Raw genomic sequence first — 24,829 nt, 5'->3', positions numbered from 1 at the left:
ACGTTTCTGAAGCAGACTTTTTAGAAGTTAATAATCTTGATTTTAAGATAATCGGGCCGCGACACGAGATAATTGCCTGAGCTTTGTCGATCGTTGTCCGATGCTGGGGCGAAGTGGGTGGTGACAGGACAGAAGCAGGACATGGTCGATGTCCTGTACGACACAGCGGGTCTTGTTCGTTGCCGTGCGGTCGCGACGAGAAACATGTGGCGCAAAAAAACCGGCGGACCCTGCGGGGTCGCGCCGGCTACGGTCGATGTTGCTGGCCCTGCACGGCGCCAGCGGAACAGGGTCAGCGCACCTGGTACAGCACGGTGGCACCGGGCTTGGGTTCGAACGCGGGCACCGTTTGCTGCTTCAGCGGCGTGCCCTTGGCGTCCCACACCATGGTTTCGGACGGGTATTCGTCCTTGCGGGTCATCGCATCGATCTGCTTGACGATCACGCTGGAGCCGGCGGCGACCTCGGGGTTCCAGGCGAATACGCCGAGCCTGCCGTAGAACACGGCCGGCGCGGCGGCGTCCAGGCGCCGGTCGGGGCACATCACCAGGCCGCGGTCGAGCATCACCCGCAGCGCGCCCACCGGCACGGCCTTCACCGTCGGTGAGGTGCGGTCGGTGCTGTGGCCGGGGCAGACGTTGGCCGAGCGGGTCAGCATGTCCTCGGCCACCTGTCGGTCGGACTGGGCCAGCGCGGGTAGGGCGACGGCGGCGAGGGTGAGCGTTGCGAGAGGGAATTTCCAGGGCATGTCGAGACTCCTTCAATGGAGGAAAGACGCCGGGCCTGGTGGTACCCGCAAAGCGAGGGCCAGGCGGCCACGGCGGCGCGGGCCGACTCTAGCAATGGTGCCGGCGGCGAATGCAAAGCGGGCGTGAGGGTGTGGGCAATGACTGTTGCGGATGCGGAGCCCCGCACCGGCTTCGTCTCGCATCGCCTGCGTCGTGATTAACCCCATTCCTACAGTCGGCGCATTGCCTGATGTCTTGCGCAAGCGCTGGCGGCCTCGCCGAAGGCCGGCAGTTCTTGTGGGAGGGACTTCAGTCCCGACTGCAGTGGGATCGGATGGCCCACTGGCTTCGCCCGTCGCGGCTGAAGCCGCTCCTATAGGGACAACGCCTGTGTCTCCGGCAAATGCTGGTGGCCGTGCTGAAGGCCGGCAATCCCTTGTCGGAGGGATTTCAGTCCCGACTGCAGTGGGATCGGATGGCCCACTGGCTTCGGTCGTCGCGGCTGAAGCCGCTCCTACAGGGACAACGCCTGTGTCTCCGGCAAATGCTGACGGCTGCGTCGAAGGCCGGCCACCCCTTGTGGGAGGGACTTCAGTCCCGACTGCAGTCAGGTGGACGCACCGATCTCCCGCGCGCACCCGCTCATCGATACGGCCCCGGCCCGCGCCAGACCAGTTCGCCTTGGTGGTAGACCTGCAGCATGGTGATGACCTGGCGGGCGTCGCCGATGCCCTTGAGTTCCGGCGAGTCCGGCGGTAGTGCGCGGCACTTGCCGGAGCCGCGGGTCAGGGCGATCTCCAGCGGGCAGACCATGCGGTACTCGGTGCCGGGCAGCAGGATGAAAAGCTCCTTCATGCCCTGCTGCTGCCAGGCGCGCAGTTGGCTCTCGCTGCCCAGGTCGTAATAGACCAGGTAGCCGCCGACCTCCAGGCTGGGCTGGGCCGCGTCCATGTCATGGCGATTGCCGCGGCTGCCGGGGCCGGCGGCCAGGCCGCTGTTGTCCGGCGCGGTGTCGGTGTCGAGCGCGCCGGGCGGGCGCCCGGTCCAGGTCTGCGGGCGGCGCTCGGTCGGCGGCGGCGGATTGCTGTCAGCGGTCTGCGCCGGACTCGGCGCCGGGGCGTCCGCGGGCGGGGTGGGTGCCGGGGGTGCCGGGCGCGGCTGCGGCGCCGGGGCGGTCCGCGGGGTGTCGGCCGCTTTCGGCGTGTCGGCGCGATCGGGCGGCGGCACCGGGTCGTCGGACTGCGCGACCAGGGTGGATTGCACGGTGGTGGTGGCGTGGCGACGCTTGGGCGTGGCGGAGGCCGGTGGCGGGGTCGGCTTCGGTGGCAGCGGCTTCGCCGGTTTGTCGCTTTCGCCGAGGAAGTCCACGCGGATCCGGCTGCCGCCGGCCGCGCCCTGCGGCGTGGACATGGTGGGTTTGGCCGCATATAGCAGGGCGAGCGCCATCAGCACGTGCAGCAGCGCGCTGAGCACCCAGGCGATCCAGCGCTGCCAGCGCTCGCTGCGGGTCTCGGCGGCGACGGGCGCGCGGTGCGACGCGCGGCTCATGCCGTCGCGGCGCCGTCGGGGAGGCCAGCCTTCATGCGGTTCCGGGGAGGGGGCGAACGTGGGAAGCCGCCATCGTACCGCCTGCGCCGGCAACGGCCATGGCAGCCGATGCGACGGCCGGCATCGGCCGACACCTGCCGTTCACGCGCTAGGGCGCTGCCGGCCCGCGGCGGCAGCGGGTCGCCCGCGCCGCGAATCGGCGTGGGAAACGTGGCGGCGCGGCTCCCGCAGGTCAGACGTAGGCGCCGACCTTGAACACTTCCACCGCCTGGGTGAGCTGCGCCGACTGCTCTTCCAGCGAGCGCGCCGCGGTGCTGGCTTCTTCCACCAGCGCCACGTTCTGCTGGGTGGTCTCGTCCATGCGCGCGATGGTCTGGTTGACCTGCGCGATGCCGTTGGCCTGCTCGTGCGAGGCGGCGGAGATCTGCCCCATGAGGTCGGTGACGTGCTGCACGCTGGCCACCACCTGGTCCATGGTGGCGCCGGCCTGGTGCACCAGCGTGGCGCCGTGGGCGACGCGTTGCACCGAGTCGTCGATCAGGGTCTTGATCTCCTTGGCGGCGCCGGCCGAACGATGCGCGAGCGTGCCGACCTCCGCGGCCACCACCGCGAAGCCCTTGCCCTGCTCGCCGGCGCGTGCGGCTTCCACCGCGGCGTTGAGGGCGAGGATGTTGGTCTGGAAGGCGATGCCGTCGATCACCGCGATGATGTCGGCGATGCGCTTGGAGGCGGCCTGGATGCCATCCATGGTCTCCACCACCTGGCCCACCACGTCGCGGCCTTCGCTGGCCACGCCGGCCGCGCCCAGTGCCAGCTGGTTGGCGCGCTGGGCGTGCTCGGCGTTCTGCTTGACGGTGGAGGTCAGCTCCTCCATCGAGGCGGCGGTCTCTTCCAGGCTGGCCGCCTGCTGTTCGCTGCGCTTGGCCAACTCCTGGTTGCCGCTGGCGATGTCCTCGGCGGCGAAGCCGATGCTGTTGGTGGTGCGCTGGATGTGCGCGACGATGTCGGTCAGGCGGTGCACGGTGCTGTTGGCGTCGTCGCGCATGGCGGCGAACACGCCGTGGAAGTTGCCGCTCATGCGCACGGTGAGGTCGCCGTCGGCGATGCAGCGCAGCAGCGCGGAGAACTTGGCCAGGTTGGCGTCGGCGGTGGCCATCATGGTGTCGAGGTTCTCGACCATGATGCGGAAGGCGTGTTCGAACTTCTCCGGCTGGCCGCGGTGGGCGAAATTGCCGGCGCAGGCGGCCTCGGCCAGGGTCTGGATCTGTACGTTGATGGCGTGCAGGTTCTGCTTGACCTGCTGCATCGCCGCGGTGATCGCGGCTTTCTCGCCGGGATAGTGGGCGATGTCCTGGCTGAGGTCGCCGATGGCGTAGCGGCCCATCACCTCGGTGATGCGCAGCTGGGTCTGCACGTGCGCATCGACCAGGGCATTGGTGTCGGCGACCATGCGCCCGTACTCGCCGGGGAAGCGTTGTGCGTCCATGCGATAGCTGATGGCGCCGGCGTCGTGGCGCGCGGCCATCTCGCGCTGCGCGGAAATCACCTCGTGCAGGCGCCGCTGCATCTGCTGCATGGCGCGCAGCAACTGCCCGGCCTCGTCGTGGGTGGTGGCGGTGTCGGGGCTGCTCAGGTCGCCAGCGCCGATGCGCTCGGCCAGGCCCAGCGCCTGCCGCAGCGGCCGCACCACGCGGCGGGTGAGCAACAGGGCGATCAGCGAGCCCAGCAGCAGCGCCAGCACGGTGCAGCCGATCATCAGCAGGGCGAAGCCGCGCGCGGTGGCCATCGCCTCCTTGGCGGCCTGGCGGTTCTTGGCTTCCTGCAGGTCGATGAAGGCGTTGATGCTGGCCAGCCAGTCGACGAAGGCCGGGCGCGCCTGCTGCAGCAGCAGCGCCTGCGCCTGCACGGTGTCGCCGGCATCGCGCAGCCGCCGCACCTGCGCGATCAGCGGCATGGTGCGCTGTTCGATGCCCTGGATGCGCTGCAGGATGGCTTTCTCCTGGGCGTCGGTGGAGGCGGCCAGAAGGGCGTCGAGCGGCTGCGCGGCACGCGCGTAGTCGCCGGCCAGCTTGTCGATGGTCTGCTCGGTCGCCTGCCGGCTGGCCGCATCGTCCAGCAGCACCACGTCGCGCAAGGCGATGGCGCGGTCGTGGACGCTGCCGCGGAAGTTGATCGCGTAGCGCTGCTTGACGCTGTTGACCTCGTTGATCGCGGTGAGCCGCCGGTCGATGCTGTGCACGCGCTGGATGCCGACCACGGTGAGCAGGACCATCAGCACGATGATCGTGAGGAAGCCGAGCGCGAGGCGCTGGCCGATGCGCAGATTCGAAAGGGCGTGCATGGGATCGGGGGAGTGGGGGAAGGAAGAGGGATCGACGGTAGGTGACGGCGGACGGGCAGGCAGGTTGCCTGCGCCCGCGTGACGCGCGCAGGGCGCTGGTCCCCGGGCCGGCGCATGGATAGCGGCGTTGCCCGGTCGAACTGAAGGGATGGGGCCTTGGCGCCCGTGGCCAAGCGCGGGGAACGTGATGGGGTGCCTGTCTGCGTGGCGATGGCCGCCGGCCACGTCAGGCCGTGCGCGGCGCGGCGGCGACCGGCACGGCCCGGCTCGCGCCGCCTGGAACATATCGACCGCCGTGGCGCGGTGTTCTGGATCGGCGCGGCAAGCAGGCGCAGGCACAGGTCAAGCGCATCTCCAGCACTTGCGACATGCTTGCCGCGGGCAAGCGCCAGGTCTACCGCCCCGATCGCTCGGGCAGGTACGGCAAGGCATTCGCTGCGCCGCAGGCACAATGAGGCGCGCGCGCCTGGCACACGCGCTGCCGCGACAGGATCCTTGCACGTGTATGCCTATACTCCGTGACGTCCATCCACGAGGCCCGCCGCATGAGTGCATCCACCTCTTCGTCCGCCGCCGCCGCACCGGGCAGCCTGCGCCGCTCGGTGTCCAACACGCTCAAGGGCTCGGCCGGCAATCTGGTGGAGTGGTACGACGTCTATGTCTATTCGGTGTTCGCCACCTACTTCGAGTCGCAGTTCTTCTCCAAGGAGGACAAGAACGCCACGTTGTACGTGTGGGCGATCTTCGCGGTGACCTTCCTGATGCGGCCGATCGGCGCCTGGTACTTCGGCCGCTTCGCCGACCGCTACGGTCGCCGCCTGGCGCTGACGGTGTCGGTGTCGGTGATGGCCGCCTGTTCGTTCCTGATCGCGGTGACGCCGACCGTGGCCAGCATCGGCAGCGGGGCGGCGGCGGTACTGCTGCTGGCGCGGCTGCTGCAGGGTTTCGCCACCGGCGGCGAATACGGCACCAGCGCCACCTACATGTCCGAGGCGGCGATTCCCGGGAGGCGCGGCTTCCTGTCCTCGTTCCACTACGTCACCCTGGTCGGCGGCCACGTGCTGGCGCAGGCGGTGCTGCTGGGAATGCTGCATTTCTTCGACAAGGGCCAGGTCTCCGAATGGGGCTGGCGCGTGGCCTTCGGCCTGGGCGGTATCGGCGCGCTGGTGGTGTTCTGGCTGCGCCGCACGATGGACGAGTCGCTGACGGCCGAGTCCATCGCCGCGGCCAAGCAGGGCAAGGACACGTCCTCCGGCTCGCTGCGCGAGCTGTTCGTGCACCAGTGGCGCCCGCTGCTGCTGTGCTTCCTGATCACCGCTGGCGGTACCGTGGCGTTCTACACCTACTCGGTGACCGGGCCGAAGATGATCCAGACCGCCTTCGCCGGCGACGACCTGATGGCCGGCACCATCATCAACCTGGTCGCGCTGATCGTGCTGATGCTGATGCAGCCGGTGGGCGGCTGGCTGTCGGACATCATCGGGCGCAAGACCCTGCTGGTGTTCTTCGGCATCGGCGGCGTGCTCTATACCTGGTTCCTGGTGCTGGAACTGCCCAAGCAGAGCGACTGGCTGAGCGCGTTCGCGATCCTCACCGCCGGCTTCGTCATCCTCACCGGCTACACCTCGATCAACGCGGTGGTGAAGGCCGAGTTGTTTCCCACCCACATCCGCGCGCTGGGTGTGGGCCTGGGCTATGCGCTGGCCAATTCGGCCTTCGGCGGCACCGCGCCGCTGCTGTACCAGGCCTCGCTGAAGACCGGCCATGTCACCACCTTCGTCTGGTACGCCACGGCGGTGATCGCGGTGTCGCTGGTGGTGTACATGTTCTTCCTGACCAACAAGGGGTCCAACTGGCTCGACCACGAGGGCGAGATGCGGACGCGTTCGCGCTGACCGGCGCCGCGTCGGCCCGGGCACTGCAGAAGGACGCTGAACGGCGCACCCGGTAGCGGCCGGGTCGCCCCGCCACGCGGGGGCCGCCATGCGGCGGCTGCCGGGCGACTCGGGTACCATGCAGCCCCCTCACGGGCGTTCCCCCATGGCCGATTCCGACAATAGCTCCACTCCCCCGGTGACCCAGGCGCAGGCCGAAGACGCAGTGCGCACCCTGTTGCGCTGGGCCGGCGAAGACCCCACCCGCGAGGGCCTGCTGGACACCCCGCGGCGCGTGGCCGAAGCCTATGGCGACTGGTTCAGCGGCTACCGCGCCGACCCGCGCGAGTACCTGCTGCGCACCTTCGAGGAAGTGGCAGGCTACGACGAGCTGATCGTGCTGCGCGACATCGAGTACGAAAGCCACTGCGAACACCACATGGCGCCGATCATCGGCAAGGTCCACGTCGGCTACCTGCCGCGCGGCAAGGTGGTGGGCATCAGCAAGCTGGCGCGCGTGGTCGAGGCCTATGCGCGGCGCTTCCAGGTGCAGGAGAAGATGACCGCTCAGATCGCCCAGTGCATCCAGGACGTGCTGCAGCCGCTGGGCGTGGGCGTGGTGGTGGAAGGCGCGCACGAGTGCATGACCACCCGCGGCATCCACAAGCGCGGCGTCAGCATGGTCACCTCGAAGATGCTCGGCACCTTCCGCGAGGACGCGCGTACCCGCGCCGAGTTCCTGCGCTTCATCGAGCGCGTGCGCTGAATCTGCGGATGCGGTGGCGGTCGGTTCCTGCATGAAGCCGCATGTCCGGATCGCCGGCTATCGCCAGTTGCGCGAACAGCCGTTGTGGAAGCTGCTCGCCGCCGACCATGCCCCGGAGCTGATCGGCCTGCTGCAGACCCTGCTCGGCGACGCCCAGCGGCGGCTGCCGGCCGACGTGCTGCACGAGCGCCTGCAGCGCCAGCTCGATGCGCTGAAGGACGACGAGCTGTCGCGCGAACTGCCGCGCACCGCGCAGGCCTACGTGGCGCACTGGCTGGCGCAGGGCTGGCTGGAGCGGCGCCTGCCCGAGGGCGATGCGCAGGAAGAATATGAACTGTCGCGGCAGGCGGCGCAGGCGATCCGCTTCATCGCTGGCGTGCGCGACAGCGCCAGCGTGGCCACCGAGAGCCGGCTGTCGCTGGTGATCCAGCAACTGGTGCAACTGGCCGGGCAGACCGAGACCGATCCGGACGCGCGCCTGGCGGCGCTGCGCGCCGAGCGCGAGCGCCTGGACGCGGAGATCGAGCGCGTGGCCGCCGGCAAGCTGGCCGCGCTGGACGGCAAGCGCGCGCTGGAACGCACCCGCGACATCATCCGCCTGTCCGACGACCTGACCGAGGATTTCCGCCGCGTCCGCGACGATTTCGAACGGCTCAACCGCGAGTTCCGCGAGCGCATCATCGACGACGAGGGCGCGCGCGGCGACGTGCTGGAGAAGCTGTTCGCCGGCATCGACGTGATCGGCGAGAGCGAGGCCGGGCGCAGTTTCCAGGCGTTCTGGAGCCTGCTCAACGACGCCGAGCAGAGCGTGCAACTGGACGCGGCGCTGGAGGCGCTGCTGGCGCGCGGCTTCGCCCGCCGCCTGGACCGACACGAACGCGCCTTCCTGCGCGGGCTGACCGGCACCCTGCTCGAACGCGGCGGCCAGGTGCACGAGGTGATGCAGCATTTCGCGCGCAGCCTGCGCGGGTTCGTGCAGAGCCGCGGCTACCTGGAGCAGCGCCGGCTCAACCAGTTGCTGAAGCAGGCGCAGGGCGAGGCGCTGCAGCTGCGCGACCACCTGCACGCCACCGCCGCCACCGGTTACGTGCTGCCGTTGAGCAGCGCGCGGCTGCGCTCGCTGTCGCAGTGGCGCCTGCACGACCCGCGCAGCCAACAGGTGGACGGGCGGGTGCAGGCGGCCGAGGCGGCGACGATCTCGCTGGACAGCGTCGGCGACCTGGTGGCGCAGTCGGAGATCGATCTGCGCGGCCTGCGCAACGACCTGCACGACCTGCTCGGCCGGCAGCCGCAGCTGAGCATCGGCGAGGCGCTGCGGCAGCGCCCGGCGGCGCAGGGCCTGGGCAGCGTGATCGGCTACCTGGCGCTGGGCACCCGTCACGGCGTGGTCGTCGATGGCGAATGGGAAGCGGTGCAATGGGAGGGCGGCGACGGCCAGCTGCGGCGCGCGCGCATCCCGCTGGTGTGGTTCACCAAGGAAAAACGCAATGAACTGGTCTGACGAATTCCACGGCCACCAGGCCGATGCCGGCGATGTCGCCACGGCCGCCGCCACCGCCGCCGAGGCCGGCACTACGCTGTTCGCCGGCGACAGCGGCAGCCTGCCGCTGGAAGCGCGCCGTGCGCTGTGCCAGTTGCTGTCCGGCCCTAGCGTCGATGCCTACCGGCACGGCCCGCTATGGCAGGCGTTGCTGCGCCATGAGGTGGCGATCCGCCGCGTGCTGAGCGAGCTGTTCCTGGAGCTGGTGCTGGACCGCGACGGCGGCGTGGCATTCGCGCGCCAGGCCGACACCGGCGAGCTGGAGACCCCGGCGCTGCTGCGCACCGCGCCGCTGACCTTCATCGAGTCGGTGCTGCTGCTGTTCCTGCGCCAGCAACTGGCCGAGGCCGACACCCGCGGCGAGCGCGCGGTGGTCGACGAGGCGCAACTGCTGGAAGTGCTGACGGTGTACGAGAAGAACGTGTCCACCGACCGCGCCGGCTTCGCCCGGCGGGTACTGGCGGCGATCGCCAAGATGCGCGACAACCATCTGCTGTCCAAGCTGCGCGGCAGCGAGGACCGCTACGAAGTCTCGCCCGCGCTGAAGCTGCTGTTCTCGGCCGAGGACGTGCAGGCGCTGGCGGCGGCCTACCGCGGCCTGCGCGACGGCGCGGCCGAGGCGGCGCCATGACCGGCCTGCGCCCGCGCGTCGCCCGCGCCTAGCGTCGCCCCGGCGCCGTGCGCTGGCCGCCATGGCGGCCGTCCCCGTTTTCCGATGAGTTCCCGATGACGTCCCTGTCCGAATCGTCCACCGTCCCCGTCGCTCCGTCCCTGTTCGCCGAGACCCTGGCCGAGCAACGCGCGCAGCAGTACCGCATGCGCCGCCTGCAGGTGCACAACTGGGGCACCTTCAACGGCCTCACCGACGTGCCGATCGCCGAGAAGGGTTTCCTGTTCGTCGGCCGCTCCGGTTCGGGCAAGTCGACCCTGCTCGATGCGATGTCGGCCCTGCTGACGCCACCGAGCATCGTCGACTTCAACGCCGCCGCGCGCGAGGCCGAACGCAGCGGCCGCGACCGCAGCCTGGTCTCCTACGTGCGCGGCGCCTGGGCCGACCAGCAGGACAGCGCCTCCGGCGAGATCGCCACCCAGTACCTGCGCAAGGGCGCGACCTGGTCGGCGCTGGCGCTGGAGTACCGCAACGCGCACGGCCAGGCGGTGAGCCTGGTGCGGCTGTTCTGGATCGCCGGCAGCGGCACCGCCGCGGCCGACGTGCGCAAGCACTACATGGTGGTGCCGCGCGGCTTCGACGTGGCCGCCGAACTGGACGGCTTCGACCTGGACCTGCGCCGACTCAAGCTGCGCCTGGGCGAGGACGTGCACCATTTCGACAGCTTCGCCGGCTACGCCGAGCGCTTCCGCCAGCTGCTCGGCATCGGCAACGAGATGGCGCTGCGGTTGCTGCACAAGACCCAGTCGGCGAAGAACCTGGGCGATCTCAACGCCTTCCTGCGCAGCTTCATGCTCGACGAGCCGCGCACCTTCGAGGCGGCCGACCGCCTGGTCGAGGACTTCGCCGAACTCGACGGCGCGCATCACGCGGTTGTCACCGCGCGGCGCCAGGTGCAGACCCTGACCCCGGCACGCGACTACCACGCCGAACTGCTGGCGCTGCGGCGCGGCGTCGGCGAACTGCGCGAGCTGCAGCTGGGCATCGACGGCTACCGCGAGCAGCGCCGCCTGGCGCTGCTGGACGCGCGCCTGCAGGAACTGGACACCCAGGACCGCGGCCTGGCCGGCGAGGAAGGGCCGCGCCGCGAAGCACTGGACAACCACGAGCAGACCCTGGCCGAGCTGGAGACGCAGCAACGCGCGCAGGGCGGCGAGCAGGTCGAGGCGCTGGAGCGCGAGCACGGCCGCGTCGAGCGCGAGCGTGACGAGCGCATGCGCCGCCGCAGTCAGGTCGAACAGGCCTGCCGCCAGCTCGGCATGGGCCTGGCCGGCAGCGCCAGCGGCTTCGCCGAGCAGGTGGCGCAGGCCCGCGCGCTGCGCGACGGCGTCGCCGGCGAGGCCAGCAGCCTGGACGAGGCGATCGCCGAGCGCATGGCCGAGCGCCGCGAGGACGAACGCCGCTTCGCGGTCATCCGCACCGAGATCGAGGCGCTGCTGAAGGCGCCCTCGAGCATTCCCGCGCCGATGCAGGCGCTGCGCGCGCGGCTGTGCGCCGAGACCGGCCTGTCCGAAGCGGCCCTGCCGTTCGTCGGCGAACTGGTGCAGGTGGAGGCCGACCAGGCTGCCTGGCGCGGCGCGATCGAGCGCGTGCTGCACGGCTTCGCGCAGTCGCTGCTGGTCGACGAGCGCCACTACGCCAGCGTCGCCGACTGGGTCAACAAGACCCAGCTCGGCACCCGCCTGGTGTATTTCCGGGTACGCCACAACGCGCCGCTGCAGCACCGCGAGCCCGATGCCAAGTCGCTGCTGCGCAAGCTGGAGCTGCGCGACCACGCCTACGCGCCGTGGCTGCGCCAGGAACTGGCGCGGCGCTTCGACTACGCCTGCGTGGACACCGTGGCGCAGCTGCGCGACGCCGAGCGCGCGATCACCCGCGAAGGCCAGGTCAAGCATCCGGGCGACCGTTACGAGAAGGACGACCGCCACGCCGTCGGCGACCGCAAGCGCTGGCTGCTCGGCTACGACAACCGCGACAAGCTCAAGGTCTTCGAGCGCGAGGGCCAGACCCTGGCGCAGCGCATCGCCGCCTGCGATGCCGACGTCGCCGCCCTGCGCAAGCAGCGCGAGCAGGACCAGGGCCGGCAACTGGCCGCGCACACCCTGGCCGAGCGCGAGTGGGACGAAATCGACGTCGCGCCCAAGCTGCAGCGCCTGAGCGATATCGCCGAGCAACTGCTGCAGCTGCGCGAGGGCGACACCGCGCTGCGCGCGCTGGGCGAGCAGATCGCCACCGTCCGCGCGCGTCGCGACCAGGCCCGCCGCACCTACGAGGACGTGCGCCTGGAGCGCGCGCAGCTGAGCCGCGAGCGCGCGCGCCTGGAAGCGCAGCGCGAGACCTGCGCCGCGCGCGTGGCCACCGCGGTGATCGGCCCGGCGCAGGTGGCGGGGTTGGACGCACGGTTGGCGGCGCTGCCGCCGTTGAGCCTGGACAACCTCGAAGCGCATCTGCGCAGCGTCGAGCGCGGCCTCGGCGAACAGCTGGCGCAGAGCCAGGCGCAGGACGCGCGGCTGAGCCAGCAGGTGCTGGACTGCTTCCGCCGCTACTGCCAGCAGTGGCCGGAGGACAGTGGCGACTTCACCGTCAGCCTGGCCAGCGCCGACGATTTCCTGGCGCGCCTGCAGCGGCTGGAGAGCGACGGCCTGCCGCGCCACGAAGGCCGCTTCTTCGACCTGCTGCAGACCCAGAGCAAGAACAACCTGCTGGCCCTGCAGCGCTACACCGCCGAAGCGCACAAGGCGATCAAGCAGCGCATGGACGAGGTCAACGCCAGCCTGGAGCAGGTGCCGTTCAACCGCGGCACCCTGTTGACCATCGAGGTCAGCGACCGGCGCCTGCTCGAGGTGCAGGAGTTCCAGCAGCAGTTGCGCGCGGTGCTCGGCCACCAGCAGACCGAGGACCGCGCGCTGGCCGAGGCGCAGTTCGCCATGTTGCGCGGCCTGGTGCAGCGGCTCGGCGCGCAGGAGCCGGAGCTGCGGCGCTGGCGCGAGCAGGTGCTGGACGTGCGCCAGCACGTGGAGTTCGTCGGCGTGGAACTGGATGCCGACAGCCGCACGCAGGTGGAGATCTACCGCAGCGGCGCCGGCAAGTCCGGCGGCCAGCGCCAGAAGCTGGCCACCACCTGCCTGGCCGCGGCGCTGCGCTACCAGCTCGGCGGCGAGGACGGCGAACTGCCGCGCTACGCCGCGGTGGTGCTGGACGAGGCCTTCGACAAGGCCGACAACGAGTTCACCGCGCTGGCGATGAACATCTTCGAGAACTTCGGCTTCCAGATGGTGGTGGCCACGCCGCTGAAATCGGTGATGACGCTGGAGCCGTTCATCGGCGGCGCCTGTTTCGTCGAGATCAGCGGCCGCCACAACTCCGGCGTGCTGCTGATCGAATACGACGAGCAGGCGCACCGGTTGAAGTTGCCCGAGCGCAGCCGTAACGAGGCGACGACACCTGCGGTGGAATCGGCCGAGGTGGTGGACCAGGCCGGCGCCGATCTGCCGCCGCCGCCGGCTGCTGCCGCAACCGCGGATCCCGTCGCAGACGTCGCCGCGCCGGCGCGCGCGTCCGGCAAGGCGCGCGCTGGCCGCGATAGCGCCGCCAAGCCACCGACCACGCGCAAGGCGCCGCCAGCGATGCCCGGCAAACGCGCCCGCACCGCTGCCGCGACACCTGCGGCCAAGGCCCCGAAGACATCACCTAAGGCCGCCGCGGCCGTGGCACCTGCGTCCACGGCCACCCGGCCGGCCACGCGGTCGGCGTCGGCGAAGACCGCGAAAGCCGCCGCAGGCAGCACACCTGCGAAGCCGGCCAAGGCGGCGGTGCCCAAGGTGTCTCCCGCGAGCGCCAAACGCCGCGGCCGCTGAGCCGCGCTGGCGCCGCACGTGCTCATCGGCGCGTGCGCTCGCCAGCACGGCGGCAGGGCAGGGACGCGGCGACCGTACAGCGCCGCGCGCGGCACTCAGTGCAGCAAATCCCAGCCCATCTTGCCGATCAGCACCACTACCAGCACCAGGAACAACTGCCGGATCAGCGGCGTGCCGCCGCGCAGCGCCAGCCGCGTGCCGGTCACCGCACCGGCGACGTTGGCCACGGCCATCGGCACCGCCGCGGCCAGCAGGATCTTGCCGCTGGGCACGAAGAAGCACAGCGCCGCTAGGTTGGTGGCCAGGTTGACCACCTTCGACGCGGCCGACGCGCGCAGGAAATCCAGGCCGAAGAAGCGGATGAACAGGAAGATCAGGAAGCTGCCGGTGCCCGGGCCGAAGAAGCCGTCGTAGAAGCCGATCGCTGCGCCGATCGCCAGCGCGATCGCCAGTTCGCGGCGGCCGACATGGCGCGGGCGATGCAGCGCGCCGAAGTCCTTCTTGACCAGCGTGTAGCCCAGCATCGCGATCAGCAGCACCAGGATCAGCGGCCGCACCGCCTGTTTCGGCAGCAGGCTCACCGCGGTGGCGCCGAGGAAAGCGAACACGAACGCGGCGGCGGTCGCGTACAGCACCGGCCGCCACGGCAGGCGCACATGGCGCGCATAGCGCCAGGCGGAGACGCCGGTGCCGGCCATGGAACTGAATTTGTTGGTGCCCAGCACCACCGCCGGCGCCTGTTGCGGCAAGGTCGCGAACAACCCGGGCAACTGGATCAGGCCGCCGCCGCCCACCGCCGCGTCCACCAGCCCGGCGACGAAGGCGATGCACAGCAGCCAGGGCAGTTCGGTGGGGATCGACTCGAGCACGCCGGCGCTCCGCGCAAGGGGCCGCAAGCATAGCCGCCACCGGCCGCGGCGCGTGCGCGGCGTGCGCTGGGTCGCCGCAGCCGGCACAATCGGCACATGCCTCCGTCCGCCCCGCGCCTTGCCGATCCTTGCCCCTGCGGCCGTCCGCGCGACTATGCGCAGTGCTGCGGGCCGTACCATGCCGGCGCCGCCGCGCCCGATGCCGAAAGCCTGATGCGCTCGCGCTACAGCGCCTACGTGCGCCGCGATGCCGATTACCTGCGCGCGAGCTGGCATCCGTCGACCTGCCCGCCGCAGGTGGAGATCGACCCGCGCACGGTCTGGCTCGGCCTTACCGTGCAGCGCGTGCTGCAGACCGGCGCGGACAGCGCAGAAGTCGCCTTCCTGGCGCGCTATCGCATCGGCGGCGGCAGCGCCGTGCGCATGACCGAGCACAGCCGTTTCGTGCGCGAGGACGGGCGTTGGTATTACCTGGACGCGCTGGACTGACGCCATGGCCAGGTGTGGCATCGGAGTTCCGCCCGCTGGCCGAGACGGGTTGTCGTGTTCGCCGAGCCTGCCGTCGTGATGCCTTTCGTGTTTCCCGCGCGCTTCGCCCGGTTGCGCCGCTGGCGTCGCCATGGCCACGCAGTCCTGTGCGGCTGCCTGCTGCTCGCCAGCCAGGGCGCCATGGCGGCGCCCACGCCCACGCCCATGCCGGCGCTGGAAGGCGCCTGGCGCCCGGTCGCCGCGACCGACCGCGGGGTGCCGCCATCTCCCACCGATCCGGCCCTGCAGCGTTTCGATCCGAGCCGGTTGACCAAGCTGCAAGGCGGCGAGGAAGGCGTCTGGGTGCTGTTGTCGCCGGCGCAGGGGCAATGGCCGCCGGCGCCATGGGTGCTGGAGGTGCCCAGTCCTGCGTTGCAGCGGGTCACCTTGTTTGCGCCGGTGGCCGGCGCGGCGCCGCGGCAGCGCTGGTTGATGCGCGACGACCCGCAGGCGTTGCCCGGCAATGGCCGTCTCGGCTTCCGTATCGACGTCGCCCCACCCGCCGGGCAATCGCTGCGGCTGTGGGTGGACCAGCGCGGGGTCATGGCGGGTGCGCTGCGCTTCCAGCTGCGCAGCGAGTCCGACTACCTGCGTCAGGACGGCCGCTGGCTGGTGGTCGCCAGCCTGAGCTTCGCGATCATGCTGAGCATGGCGGCGATGGCGCTGGTGTTTGCCTGGCGCCTGCGCGAGACGACGTTCCTGTACTACGCCGTCTACGTGCTCGGCTACGGCCTGGTGATGGCGCTGGAGACCGGTTACGTGGTGCATCCGCTGGGCCTGGAAACGCTCGGCCAGGCCGCGCGTTTCTGGGGTCGTCTGGGCGTCGCCACGTCGATCGTGGCGGCGGTGCTGTTCCTGGAACGCTTCGCCGACCTGGGGCAGTACCTGCCGCGCGCGCGGCGCTGGCTGCGCGGTTATGCGCTGCTGGTGGCGCTGGTCGCGCTGCCGGCGCTGCTGCCGCTGCCGTGGCTGGACGCGCTCGGCCGGGCGCTGGTCAACCCGCTGCTGATCCTCGGCGGACCGCTGCTGCTTGGTGTCGCCGTGGCGGCGGCGTGGCGCGGCGCGCGCTATGCGCGGCTGTTCCTGCTCGGCTGGACGCCTTTGCTCGTGGTCACCGCGCTCGGCAGCCTGCAGGGCTTCGGCATGGTGGCGCACTGGACCTGGAGCGAAGAGGCCGCCTTGGCGGCCGGCGCGTTCGAGGCACTGGTGTTGTCGCTGGGCTTGGCCGAGCGCAGTGCCTCGCTGCGCCGCGACCGCGACCAGGCGCGGCAACTGGCCGACCTGGATCCGTTGACCGGCCTGCTCAACCGCCGCGCCTGGCACGAGCGCCTGACCGCGCTGCAAGAGGCCAGCCGGCGCCGGCGGCAACCGTTGGCGCTGATGTTCCTGGACGTGGACCACTTCAAGCGGCTCAACGACCGCTACGGCCATCGTGCCGGCGACGACGGCCTGCGCGCGCTGGCCCAGGCGCTGCGCGCGGAGCTGCGCGGCGACGACCTGATCGGCCGCTACGGCGGCGAGGAATTCGTGATCGCGCTGCCCGGCCTCGATGCGGTGCAGGCCACCCCGATCGCCGAACGCATCCGTGAGCGCTTCCGTGTCCAGGCCGCGCTGGCGTTTCCCGAACTGCAGCCGACGGTGAGCATCGGCGTGGTCCAACTGCGCCCCGCCGACGATGCCAACGGCCTGGTGCAGCGTGCCGACGAGGCGCTGTACGCGGCCAAGAGCGGCGGCCGCAACCGCATGGTCGCCGTGCATTGAATGCGCGCCGTGTCGCAGCGCGTCGGGATCAGTGCGGGTGGCGACCGTACTCCACACCGGCCCGCGACCCCTGCAAGACCGCCACCGCGCGGGCGCATCCGGCCACGTGAGCAGCCATTGCCCACGGTTGTTTATGATGTCCGGCCTGCTGTTGGCGAGGAACTCCGATGAAGCGTTTCGCCTGGGCCTTGCTGCTGGCCGCGCCTTGCGCCGCCGCGCAGACCCTGCCCGCGCCGCCGCCGGTGGCGCCCGACCCCGCGTTCGTCGGCTGCTTGTCCACGCTGCGCACGACGGCGGCCAAGAGCGGCGTGACCGCCGCCGCGTTCGACCGCTTCACCGCTGGCCTGCAGCCGGACCCGAGCGTGCTGCCGCTGCTCGACGCCCAGCCCGAGTTCACCACGCCGATCTGGGACTACCTGGCCGGCCTGGTCGACAGCCAGCGCATCGACGACGGCCGCGCCATGCTGACCACGCACCGCGACTTGCTCGCGCAGGTGGCGCAGAAATATGGCGTGGACCCGGAGACGGTGGTCGCGGTGTGGGGCGTGGAGAGCGACTACGGCCGCATCTCCGGCAAGCGTCCGCTGCTGGTGTCGCTGCTGACCCTGTCCTGCGAAGGCCGCCGCCAGCCGTTCTTCCGCAGCGAACTGTTCGCGCTGCTGAAGCTGCTGCAGTCCGGTGACCTGCGGCCCGAGGGCTTGACCGGGTCCTGGGCCGGCGCCTTCGGCCATACCCAGTTCATGCCCAGCACCTATGCCCGCGTCGCCGTGGACGGCGATGGCGACGGCCGCCGCGATCTGGTCGCCAGCATTCCCGATGCGCTGGCCTCCACCGCCAACTATCTCAAGCTGGCCGGCTGGCAGAGCGGCCAGCCGTGGGGGCTGGAAGTGAAGTTGCCGGCGGGCTTCGACCCGGCGCTGGCCGGGCGCACCCAGCGCCGCCCGCTGTCGGACTGGCGTGCGCGCGGCCTGACCGCCGCCGACGGCAGCGCGCTGCCGGCGCTGGCCGCGCAGACGCCGGCGGCGGTGCTGATCCCGGCCGGCGTGCACGGCCCGGCATTCCTGGTGTTCCGCAACTACGACGCGATCTACGCCTACAACGCCGCCGAAAGCTACGCGCTGGCGATCGCGCTGCTGTCCGACCGGCTGCGCGGCAAGCCCGGGCTGGTCGCCGCCTGGCCGACCGACGACCCCGGCCTGGGCCGCCCCGAGCGGCGCGAACTGCAGACCCTGCTGCTGGCGCGCGGCCACGCCATCGGCCAGGCCGACGGCGCCATCGGCACCGCCACCCGTCGCGCGATCCAGGCCGAGCAGCAGCGCCTGGGCCTGCAGCCGGCCGACGGCCGCGCCGGGCAACGCATCCTCGACGCGCTGCGCCGCGAGGCCGGTGGCGCGCCCGCGACACCCGCGCCGACACCGGCCACGCCGCCGCAGTCGCAGCCGCCTGCACCGGCCTCTTCGCCCGCACCCGCACCCACATCGACGCCGGCACCCACACCCCCGCCCGCAACCACGCCGTTCGGCGGCACGCCGCCCACCGCGTTCCGGCTGCCGGCCGCCTACCCGGCCTTCGCCCAATCCCCCGCGCCACGGAGCATCCACCCCATGTCCGACGTCCCCGGCCTGAGCACAGGCGACTTCCACGGCTACCCCTCGCTGCTGGTGGAGACCCCGCAGTCCACCGCCGCGATCAGCCTGTTCGGCGGCCAGGTGCTGTCGTTCGTGCCCAAGGGCGGCACCGACGCGCTGTGGCTGTCGCCGAGCGCGCAGCCCACGCCGACCCCGATCCGCGGCGGCACCCCCGTGTGCTGGCCGTACTTCGGCCGCCAAGGCCAGAGCGACGCCGTGCCCGCGCACGGCTTCGTGCGCACCGTGCCCTGGCAATTGCAGGACGCGCGGCGCGAGGCCGACGGCAGCCTGGTCCTGACCCTGGCGCCGCCCGACTTCGACGACCTGCCGCTGCGCCTGCGCATGCAACTGCGCATCGGCGCCACCCTGGAGCAGCGCCTGGTCACCGATAATGTCGGTACCGCACCGGCCCGCTTCACCCAGGCGCTGCACAACTATTTCCGTGTCGCCGACGCCACCCAGGTGCGCGTGCAGGGCCTGGACGGCCTGGACTACCTGGACAAGTTCGAGAACTACGCCACGCCGCATCGCCAGCACGGCGACTGGAGCCTGCAGGATCCGCGCGATCCCGGCCGCAGCGACCGCATCTACACCGAGGCCGGCGGCCGCTACACCCTGCTGGACCCGGGCCTGCAGCGCCGCATCGAGATCGCCACCACCGGCAGCCGCACGTTGGTGGCATGGAATCCGGGCGAGGCCGGCGCGCAGAAGATGGCCGACGTCGGCCCGCATTGGCGCCAGTTCGTGTGCCTGGAGGCGGCCAATGCCGGGCCCGAGGTCATCGAACTGGCACCGGGCGCCCAGCACGTGTTGCAGCAGACCATCTCCGTCGCGGCGTTGTGATCCCTGGCGGATGGCGGCGGCGGCGCCTGCTGCGGCTCGGTGGATGGACGACTGCCACGGCCCGCTGCTGACAGCGCCACTGGCTGGTGCGCGGTGGCCGATGTCGCCGCGGCCGTACTCACCCCTGTCGCTGGGGCCGGACCCTCACCCCCAACCCCTCTCCCGGCGGGAGAGGGGGGCGCTTGGTGCGGGGTGAAGTGCAGTCCCGATGCAATCAGCCAGCCCCGAGCTTTTGTGGGAGGGACTTCAGTCCCGACGCGATGATCCCCACCGGCCGCAGTTGAAACTGCTCTCGCGACAACCGCCAAGCTACCACGGTGTGGCAGACACCACACCCGGTCCACTCCCGCACCTCCGACACCCGCCGGTGCGCCGCTGACCAGGTGCGCCGATTACACTGCCGCGTCCGCCAGGAGGCCTGCCGTGCACGCTCCGACTCCCGCCGTCCGCGCGCGCCGCGCCGCGGTCGCCTTCATCTTCGTCACCCTGCTGATCGACGTGCTGTCCTTCGGCGTCATCATTCCGGTGCTGCCTTCGCTGGTGCGCGGCTTCACCGGTGGCGACTTCGCCGCCGCCGCCAGGTGGGTCGGCTGGTTCGGCTTCCTGTTCGCCGCACTGCAGTTCGTCAGCTCGCCGCTGCAAGGCGCCTTGTCCGACCGCTACGGCCGGCGCCCGGTGATCCTGGCCTCCTGCCTGGGGCTGGGTGTGGACTTCATGGTGATGGCATTGGCGCAGAGCCTGCCGGTGCTGCTGCTGGCGCGCATGGTCTCCGGCGTGTTCTCGGCCAGCTTCAGCTCGGCCAACGCCTACATCGCCGACATCACCCCGGCCGACAAGCGCGCCCAGGCCTACGGCATCATCGGCGCCGCGTTCGGCGTGGGCTTCGTGGTCGGTCCGCTGCTCGGCGGCTGGCTCGGCAGCCTGCACCTGCGCGCGCCGTTCTGGTTCGCCGCCGGGCTGGCTCTGCTCAACTTCCTCTACGGCCTGTGGGTGCTGCCCGAATCGCTGGCGCCGGAGCGGCGCACCGCGCGGGTGGACTGGGCGCACGCCAATCCGTTCGGCGCGCTGCGCCTGCTGCGCCGCTATCCGCAGGTGTTCGCGCTGGCCGCGGTGATCTTCCTGGCCAACCTGGCGCACTACGTCTACCCGAGCATCTTCGTGCTGTTCGCCGACTACCGCTTCGGCTGGGGGCCGAAGCAGGTCAGCTGGGTGCTGGCCCTGGTCGGCGTGTGCAGCATCGTGGTCAACGCCGTGCTGGTGGCGCGGGTGGTGCGCCGCTTCGGCGAGCGTGGGGCGCTGCTGCTCGGCCTGGGCTGCGGCGTGATCGGCTTCGCCATCTACAGCGTGGCCGGCAGCGGCGCGCTGTTCCTGCTCGGGGTGCCGATCAGCGCGCTGTGGGCGGTGGCCGGGCCGGCGGCGCAGGCGATCGTCACCCGCCACGTCGGCGCCGACGCGCAAGGCCGCGTCCAGGGCGCGCTGATGAGCCTGGTCAGCCTGGCCGGGGTGATCGGGCCGCTGCTCTACGCGTGGGTGTTCGCCGCCTTCATCGGCCCGCGCGCGCTGCTGCACTTTCCCGGTGCGCCCTGGCTGCTGGCGGCGCTGTTGCTGGGCGGCGGCTGGATCGTGGCCTGGCGGCGCGCGCGCGTGCCGGCCGCCGCGGTTCCCGGTCGCTGAGGGCGGCACGGACAGCGCGGACGGCATGAACGACTCAGTTTGCGCGGGCACGGACGGCATGGACCATGCGGCCTCGCCTGGCACCGCGCGGTCGCGATTGTTACGCTGTGCCCTCTCTTTCGTCGCGGCCGGCCGGCTGCTGTACCAGTCGCCTGCATGATGTCTCCTCCCGACGGAACCGCCCTGCCGTTGACCGCTGCGCGCCTGCTGCGCGAGTCCACTGCGCACCAGCATCAGGCCGTGGAAGACCTGCCGGCGATGCGCACGCTGATGGACCCGGCGCTGTCGCTGGCCGACTACGTGCAGGTGCTGCGTCGCCATCACGCGGTGCTGGCCGGCTGGGAGCAGCGCGAAGCGGCCTGGCTGCGTGACTGCGGCGATGCGCAGTGGCAGTACCAGCCACGCACGCCGTTGCTGGCGCAGGATCTGCACGCGCTGCAGGCATCCCCGCCGGCGCCGCAACCGCTGCCGCCGGCAGCCGAGGCCGGTACCCGCTGGGGCATGCTCTATGTCGTCGAGGGCTCGCGCCTGGGCGGGCGGGTGATCGCCCGGCAACTGCGCCAGACCCTCCCCACGGCCGCGCCGGCGCTGTCCTATTTCGAACTCGGCCATGCCGATCCGGCCGCCTGGCGGCATTTCCAGCAGCGCCTGGAGCGGGCCTTGCCGAGTGCGCCGCTGCGCCAGGCCGCGGTCGACGGCGCCCGTGCCATGTTCGCGCACTTCCATACCCATTTCGCCCTGGAGATCGCCGCATGAGCGACATCGTCGTGCCCCTGGACATGGACGCATGCGCGCGCGAGCCGATCCATATCCCCGGCTCGGTTCAGCCGCACGGTGTCCTGCTGGTGATCGAGCCGCAGGACGGTTGCATCGTCCAGGCCAGCGCCAGTGCCGCCGACCTGTTCGGCCGGTCGCTGGACGAACTGCTCGGACAGCGCTACGACGCCCTGCTCGTGCTGGAGGATCCGCGCACGCGGCGGCTGTCGGATGGGGCAGAGCGCAGCGACCTGGCCTATGTCGAAATCGGACTCAAGGTCACCGCCGCGGCCTCGACGCAGCGTTGGGTCGGCGCCTGGCATCTGTATCCGGAGCAGTGGCTGCTGGAACTGGAGCCGCGCGACGCGCCGCTGGCCGACGCCACCTTGCGCGAAGCGCTGCCGGTGCTGCGCCGGCTGGAGACAGAACACAGCATCGAGGATGCCTGCCACCGCGCCGCCAAGAGCCTGCGCAGCCTGATCAGCTACGACCGGGTGATGATCTACCGCTTCGACGACGACTGGAACGGCGATGTGGTCGCCGAGGCGCGCGCGAAGGAACTGGAGCCGTATCTCGGCCTGCACTATCCGGCCAGCGACATTCCCGCCCAGGCCCGCGCGCTGTACCTGCGCAACCGCGTGCGGCAGATCGCCAACGTCGGCTACGTGCCGTCGCCGATCCAGCCCACCCTGCATCCGCGCCTGCGCGCGCCGGTGGACCTGAGCGACGTCAGCCTGCGCAGCGTCTCGCCGGTGCACCTGGAATACCTGGCCAACATGGGCGTCACCGCCACCCTGGTGGCCTCGATCGTGGTCAACGACGCGCTGTGGGGGCTGATCGCCTGCCACCACTACCGCCCGTACTTCTGCAACCACGAAATGCGCGATGTCGCCGACGCATTGAGCCGCGCGCTGGCCGGGCGCATCGGCGCGATCACCGCGGTGGCGCGCGCGCGCACCGAGTCGGTGCTGCTGACCGTGCGCGAGAAGCTGATCACCAACTTCAACGACGCCGAGATGCTGACCGCGCCGATGCTCGACGAGATGGCCTCGGACCTGCTCGACGTGGTCGATGCCGACGGCGTGGCGGTGTTCCACGGCGATCACGTCACCCGCCACGGCATGCTGCCGGCGACCGAGGATCTGGCGCGGATCCGCGAGCAGATCGAGTCCACCCATCACGAAGCGCTGCGCCACGACGCGGTCGGCGCCCTGCACTCGGACCAGATCGGCGAAACCTTCCCGGCGCTGGCCGATCTGGCCCCGCTGGCGGCCGGCTTCATCTTCGTGCCGCTGATGCCGCAGGCGCGCAGCGCCTTGCTGTGGACCCGTCGCGAACAGGTACGCACGGTCAACTGGGCGGGCAATCCGCAGTTGGCCAAGCTGCAGGACATCGCCGGCTCGCGGCTGTCGCCGCGCAAGAGCTTCGACCTGTGGCAGGAGACCGTGCGCGGGCGCGCGCAGCCCTGGTCGCCGATCAGCCTGGAATCGGCACGCAGCCTGCGGGTGCTGATCGAGCTGATGGAACGCAAGCGCTTCCAGCAGGATTTCGCGCTGCTGGAGACGTCGCTGTCGCGGCTGCGCGAGCCGGTGGCGATCGTCGAGCGCGGCGAGGGTCCGCGGCGCAGCCGCCTGGCCTTCGTCAACGAGGCCTTCGCCGCGCTGTTCGAGCGCGAGGTCGCCGAGCTGATCGGCTGCGATCTGGAGCGGCTGTACGCCAGCGACGCGGTACTGGCGGAGACCCAGCGCATCGATACCCTGCTGCGGCAGGGACGTGCGGCCTACGTCACCCTGCCGCTGCGGGTGGACGGCGCCATCGCGGTGCACCGTCAGTTCGACTTCGAACCGCTGCCCGATCCCTCCGGCGTGCCCAGCCACTGGCTGCTGCAGTTGCGCGACCCGCGCTGAGTCCGGTCCGGCAGCGCAGCCTCAGCGGCTGCGCCGCCACAGCGCCAGTGTCGCCGCCCCGGCCAGCAGGCCCCACAACGCCGCGCCGATGCCGAACAGCGACAGTCCCGAGGCGGTCACCAGGAACGCGATCAGCGCCGGTTCGCGCTCGTGTTCCTCGCGCAAGGCCGACGCCAGGCTGTTGCCAATGGTGCCGAACAAGGCGATGCCGGCGATCGCCATCACCAGTTCCTTCGGGAAGGCAGCGAACAGCGCGGCCACGGTGGCGCCGAACACGCCGATCAATAGATAGAACACCCCGGCGAACACCGCGGCCATGTAGCGGCGCTGCGGATCCTCCTGCGCCTCGCGGCCCATGCAGATCGCGGCGGTGATCGCCGCCAGGTTCAGCCCGTAGGCGCCGAACGGCGCCAGCACCGTGTTGACCACGCCGATCCAGCCGATGGTGGGCGAGATCGGCACCGCATAGCCGGACGCGCGGATCGCAGCCACGCCCGGCAGGTTCTGCGAGGTCATCGTCACCACGAACAGCGGCAGTGCGATCCCGAACAGCGCCTGCCACGACAGCGTCGGCCACACCAGCACCGGCTGTGCCAGGCGCAGCTGCGCCGCCTCCAGATGCAGCGCACCGTTGCCCGCGGCCACCGCGATGCCGACCAGCAGCGTGGCGATCACCGCATAGCGCGGGAAGGCGCGGCGTCCGAGCAGGTAGGTGGCGAACATCGCCAGCGCCATGCCGAGCTGGTGCTGCATCGCCACGAATACGTCGAGGCCGAAGCGCAGCAGCACGCCGGCCAGCATCGCCGAAGCCAGCGACAGCGGAATGCGCCGCAGCAGGCGTTCGAACAGCCCGGAGAAGCCGGCGAGCGTGGACAACACCGCCACCACCACGAAGGCACCGATCGCATCGGACAGAGGCAGGCCGCCGCCGCTGCCGATCAGCAGCGCGGCACCGGGCGTGGACCAAGCCGTGACCACCGGCATCCGGTAGCGCAGCGACAGCCCGATGCAGGTCAGGCCCATGCCCAGCCCCAACGCCCACATCCACGAGGCGATCTGTGCCTGCGAGGCGCCGACGCTGCGCGCGGCCTCGAACACGATCGCCGCCGAACTGGTGAAGCCGACCAGGACGGTGACGAAGCCGGCGATCAGCGCGGGCAGCGAAGCGTCGCGCCAGAGCGAGCGTGCAGCAGCGGTCATGCGGAACCCTGTGGTGGAGCGCAGGCTGCATTCTCGGCCAAATGCCGGGGGTCGGCCGTGCCAAGTCCGCACTAATAGAGAGAAGAGCGCGGCAGGGACGCGGCGCTGCAGGGCAGCCGCAAAAAACGGTTGACCTTTTTTCCCGTGCCATTAAACTGCGCGGCCCGCTACGCAACTGCCGAGCTTCGGCACGACAGAGGCAGGCGGGGCCGGAAACACCTAGCGAACATCGGGTGTTGACAGCGTGAAAAAGTCGGCTAATATGGCCGGCTCGCTTCGAGGAAAAGCCTACGGGTTTGGACGAAGAAGCGGCGTCAAGGCCTTGATCAACAAGGTGTT

Annotated in this window: 16 protein-coding genes; 11 read left to right on the top strand and 5 right to left on the bottom strand. The window is 71.0% G+C overall.

The features are described from left to right. Positions 1 to 292: 292 nt before the first annotated feature. The 3 genes from GGR66_RS20890 to GGR66_RS20880 all read right to left on the bottom strand — a co-directional run bounded on the left by GGR66_RS20890 (position 293) and on the right by GGR66_RS20880 (position 4,617). The gene (locus tag GGR66_RS20890) at positions 293 to 748 is read right to left on the bottom strand and encodes a hypothetical protein (RefSeq protein WP_184450450.1); all 456 of its coding nucleotides are present in this window, start codon (positions 746 to 748) and stop codon (positions 293 to 295) included. Between the two features lie 622 nt (positions 749 to 1,370). Next, positions 1,371 to 2,276, bottom strand: a complete 906-nt coding sequence (locus GGR66_RS20885; RefSeq protein ID WP_167088067.1) for a type II toxin-antitoxin system RelE/ParE family toxin — start codon at positions 2,274 to 2,276, stop codon at positions 1,371 to 1,373. Positions 2,277 to 2,508: 232 nt separating this feature from the next. Beyond that, entirely contained in the window at positions 2,509 to 4,617 is a 2,109-nt protein-coding gene (locus GGR66_RS20880; protein ID WP_184450448.1) for a methyl-accepting chemotaxis protein, read from the bottom strand. 545 nt (positions 4,618 to 5,162) lie between these two features. Here GGR66_RS20880 and GGR66_RS20875 point away from each other — a divergent pair. The 5 genes from GGR66_RS20875 (at position 5,163) to GGR66_RS20855 (ending at position 13,324) form a co-directional block, all read left to right on the top strand. Then, positions 5,163 to 6,512 carry an MFS transporter gene (locus GGR66_RS20875; protein WP_160968507.1) on the top strand — a complete coding sequence of 450 codons (1,350 nt, stop codon included), beginning with the start codon at positions 5,163 to 5,165 and terminating at the stop codon, positions 6,510 to 6,512. 145 nt (positions 6,513 to 6,657) lie between these two features. Then, positions 6,658 to 7,257 carry a GTP cyclohydrolase I FolE gene (gene folE, locus GGR66_RS20870; RefSeq protein ID WP_017909619.1) on the top strand — a complete coding sequence of 200 codons (600 nt, stop codon included), beginning with the start codon at positions 6,658 to 6,660 and terminating at the stop codon, positions 7,255 to 7,257. A gap of 31 nt (positions 7,258 to 7,288) precedes the next feature. Beyond that, on the top strand, positions 7,289 to 8,758 hold the full coding sequence (locus GGR66_RS20865) for a DUF3375 domain-containing protein (protein WP_184450447.1): 1,470 nt from the start codon (positions 7,289 to 7,291) through the stop codon (positions 8,756 to 8,758). Continuing rightward, positions 8,745 to 9,428 carry a DUF4194 domain-containing protein gene (locus tag GGR66_RS20860; protein WP_184450445.1) on the top strand — a complete coding sequence of 228 codons (684 nt, stop codon included), beginning with the start codon at positions 8,745 to 8,747 and terminating at the stop codon, positions 9,426 to 9,428. The genes GGR66_RS20865 and GGR66_RS20860 overlap by 14 nt, the downstream gene beginning before the upstream one ends. Positions 9,429 to 9,523: 95 nt before the next feature. Next, a complete protein-coding gene (locus tag GGR66_RS20855) occupies positions 9,524 to 13,324 on the top strand; it encodes an SbcC/MukB-like Walker B domain-containing protein (RefSeq protein WP_184450443.1) in 3,801 nt (1,266 codons plus the stop codon). Between the two features lie 95 nt (positions 13,325 to 13,419). Here the strand turns inward: GGR66_RS20855 and GGR66_RS20850 are convergent, their stop codons facing one another. Beyond that, positions 13,420 to 14,193 carry a sulfite exporter TauE/SafE family protein gene (locus tag GGR66_RS20850; RefSeq protein WP_160968499.1) on the bottom strand — a complete coding sequence of 258 codons (774 nt, stop codon included), beginning with the start codon at positions 14,191 to 14,193 and terminating at the stop codon, positions 13,420 to 13,422. A 96-nt stretch (positions 14,194 to 14,289) separates the two neighbouring features. On the opposite strand from GGR66_RS20850, the gene GGR66_RS20845 reads away from it, so the two are divergent. From GGR66_RS20845 to bphP, 6 genes are all read left to right on the top strand, one after another. After that, entirely contained in the window at positions 14,290 to 14,682 is a 393-nt protein-coding gene (locus GGR66_RS20845; protein ID WP_184450441.1) for a YchJ family metal-binding protein, read from the top strand. 78 nt (positions 14,683 to 14,760) lie between these two features. Beyond that, complete coding sequence (locus GGR66_RS20840) at positions 14,761 to 16,482, top strand: diguanylate cyclase (RefSeq protein WP_184450439.1); 1,722 nt, start codon at positions 14,761 to 14,763, stop codon at positions 16,480 to 16,482. A gap of 167 nt (positions 16,483 to 16,649) precedes the next feature. Next, positions 16,650 to 18,953 (top strand): lytic murein transglycosylase, encoded by a 2,304-nt coding sequence (locus GGR66_RS21395; protein WP_326521091.1) that lies wholly within the window; start codon positions 16,650 to 16,652, stop codon positions 18,951 to 18,953. A gap of 423 nt (positions 18,954 to 19,376) precedes the next feature. Further along, entirely contained in the window at positions 19,377 to 20,627 is a 1,251-nt protein-coding gene (locus tag GGR66_RS20830) for a TCR/Tet family MFS transporter (RefSeq protein ID WP_184450437.1), read from the top strand. A gap of 156 nt (positions 20,628 to 20,783) precedes the next feature. After that, entirely contained in the window at positions 20,784 to 21,383 is a 600-nt protein-coding gene (locus tag GGR66_RS20825) for a biliverdin-producing heme oxygenase (protein ID WP_184450435.1), read from the top strand. Then, complete coding sequence (gene bphP / locus GGR66_RS20820) at positions 21,380 to 23,290, top strand: bacteriophytochrome BphP (protein ID WP_184450433.1); 1,911 nt, start codon at positions 21,380 to 21,382, stop codon at positions 23,288 to 23,290. Before GGR66_RS20825 ends, bphP begins: the two co-directional genes overlap by 4 nt. Positions 23,291 to 23,311: 21 nt before the next feature. On the opposite strand, the gene GGR66_RS20815 is transcribed toward bphP, so the two are convergent. Next, on the bottom strand, positions 23,312 to 24,490 hold the full coding sequence (locus GGR66_RS20815) for a benzoate/H(+) symporter BenE family transporter (RefSeq protein WP_160968487.1): 1,179 nt from the start codon (positions 24,488 to 24,490) through the stop codon (positions 23,312 to 23,314). Positions 24,491 to 24,829: the final 339 nt, after the last annotated feature.

The organism is Xanthomonas sp. 3498 (assembly GCF_014199795.1).
GTDB lineage: Bacteria > Pseudomonadota > Gammaproteobacteria > Xanthomonadales > Xanthomonadaceae > Xanthomonas_A > Xanthomonas_A rydalmerensis.
Note: the sequence above shows the minus strand (reverse complement) of the source record. Positions and strands in the feature narration are given on the sequence as shown.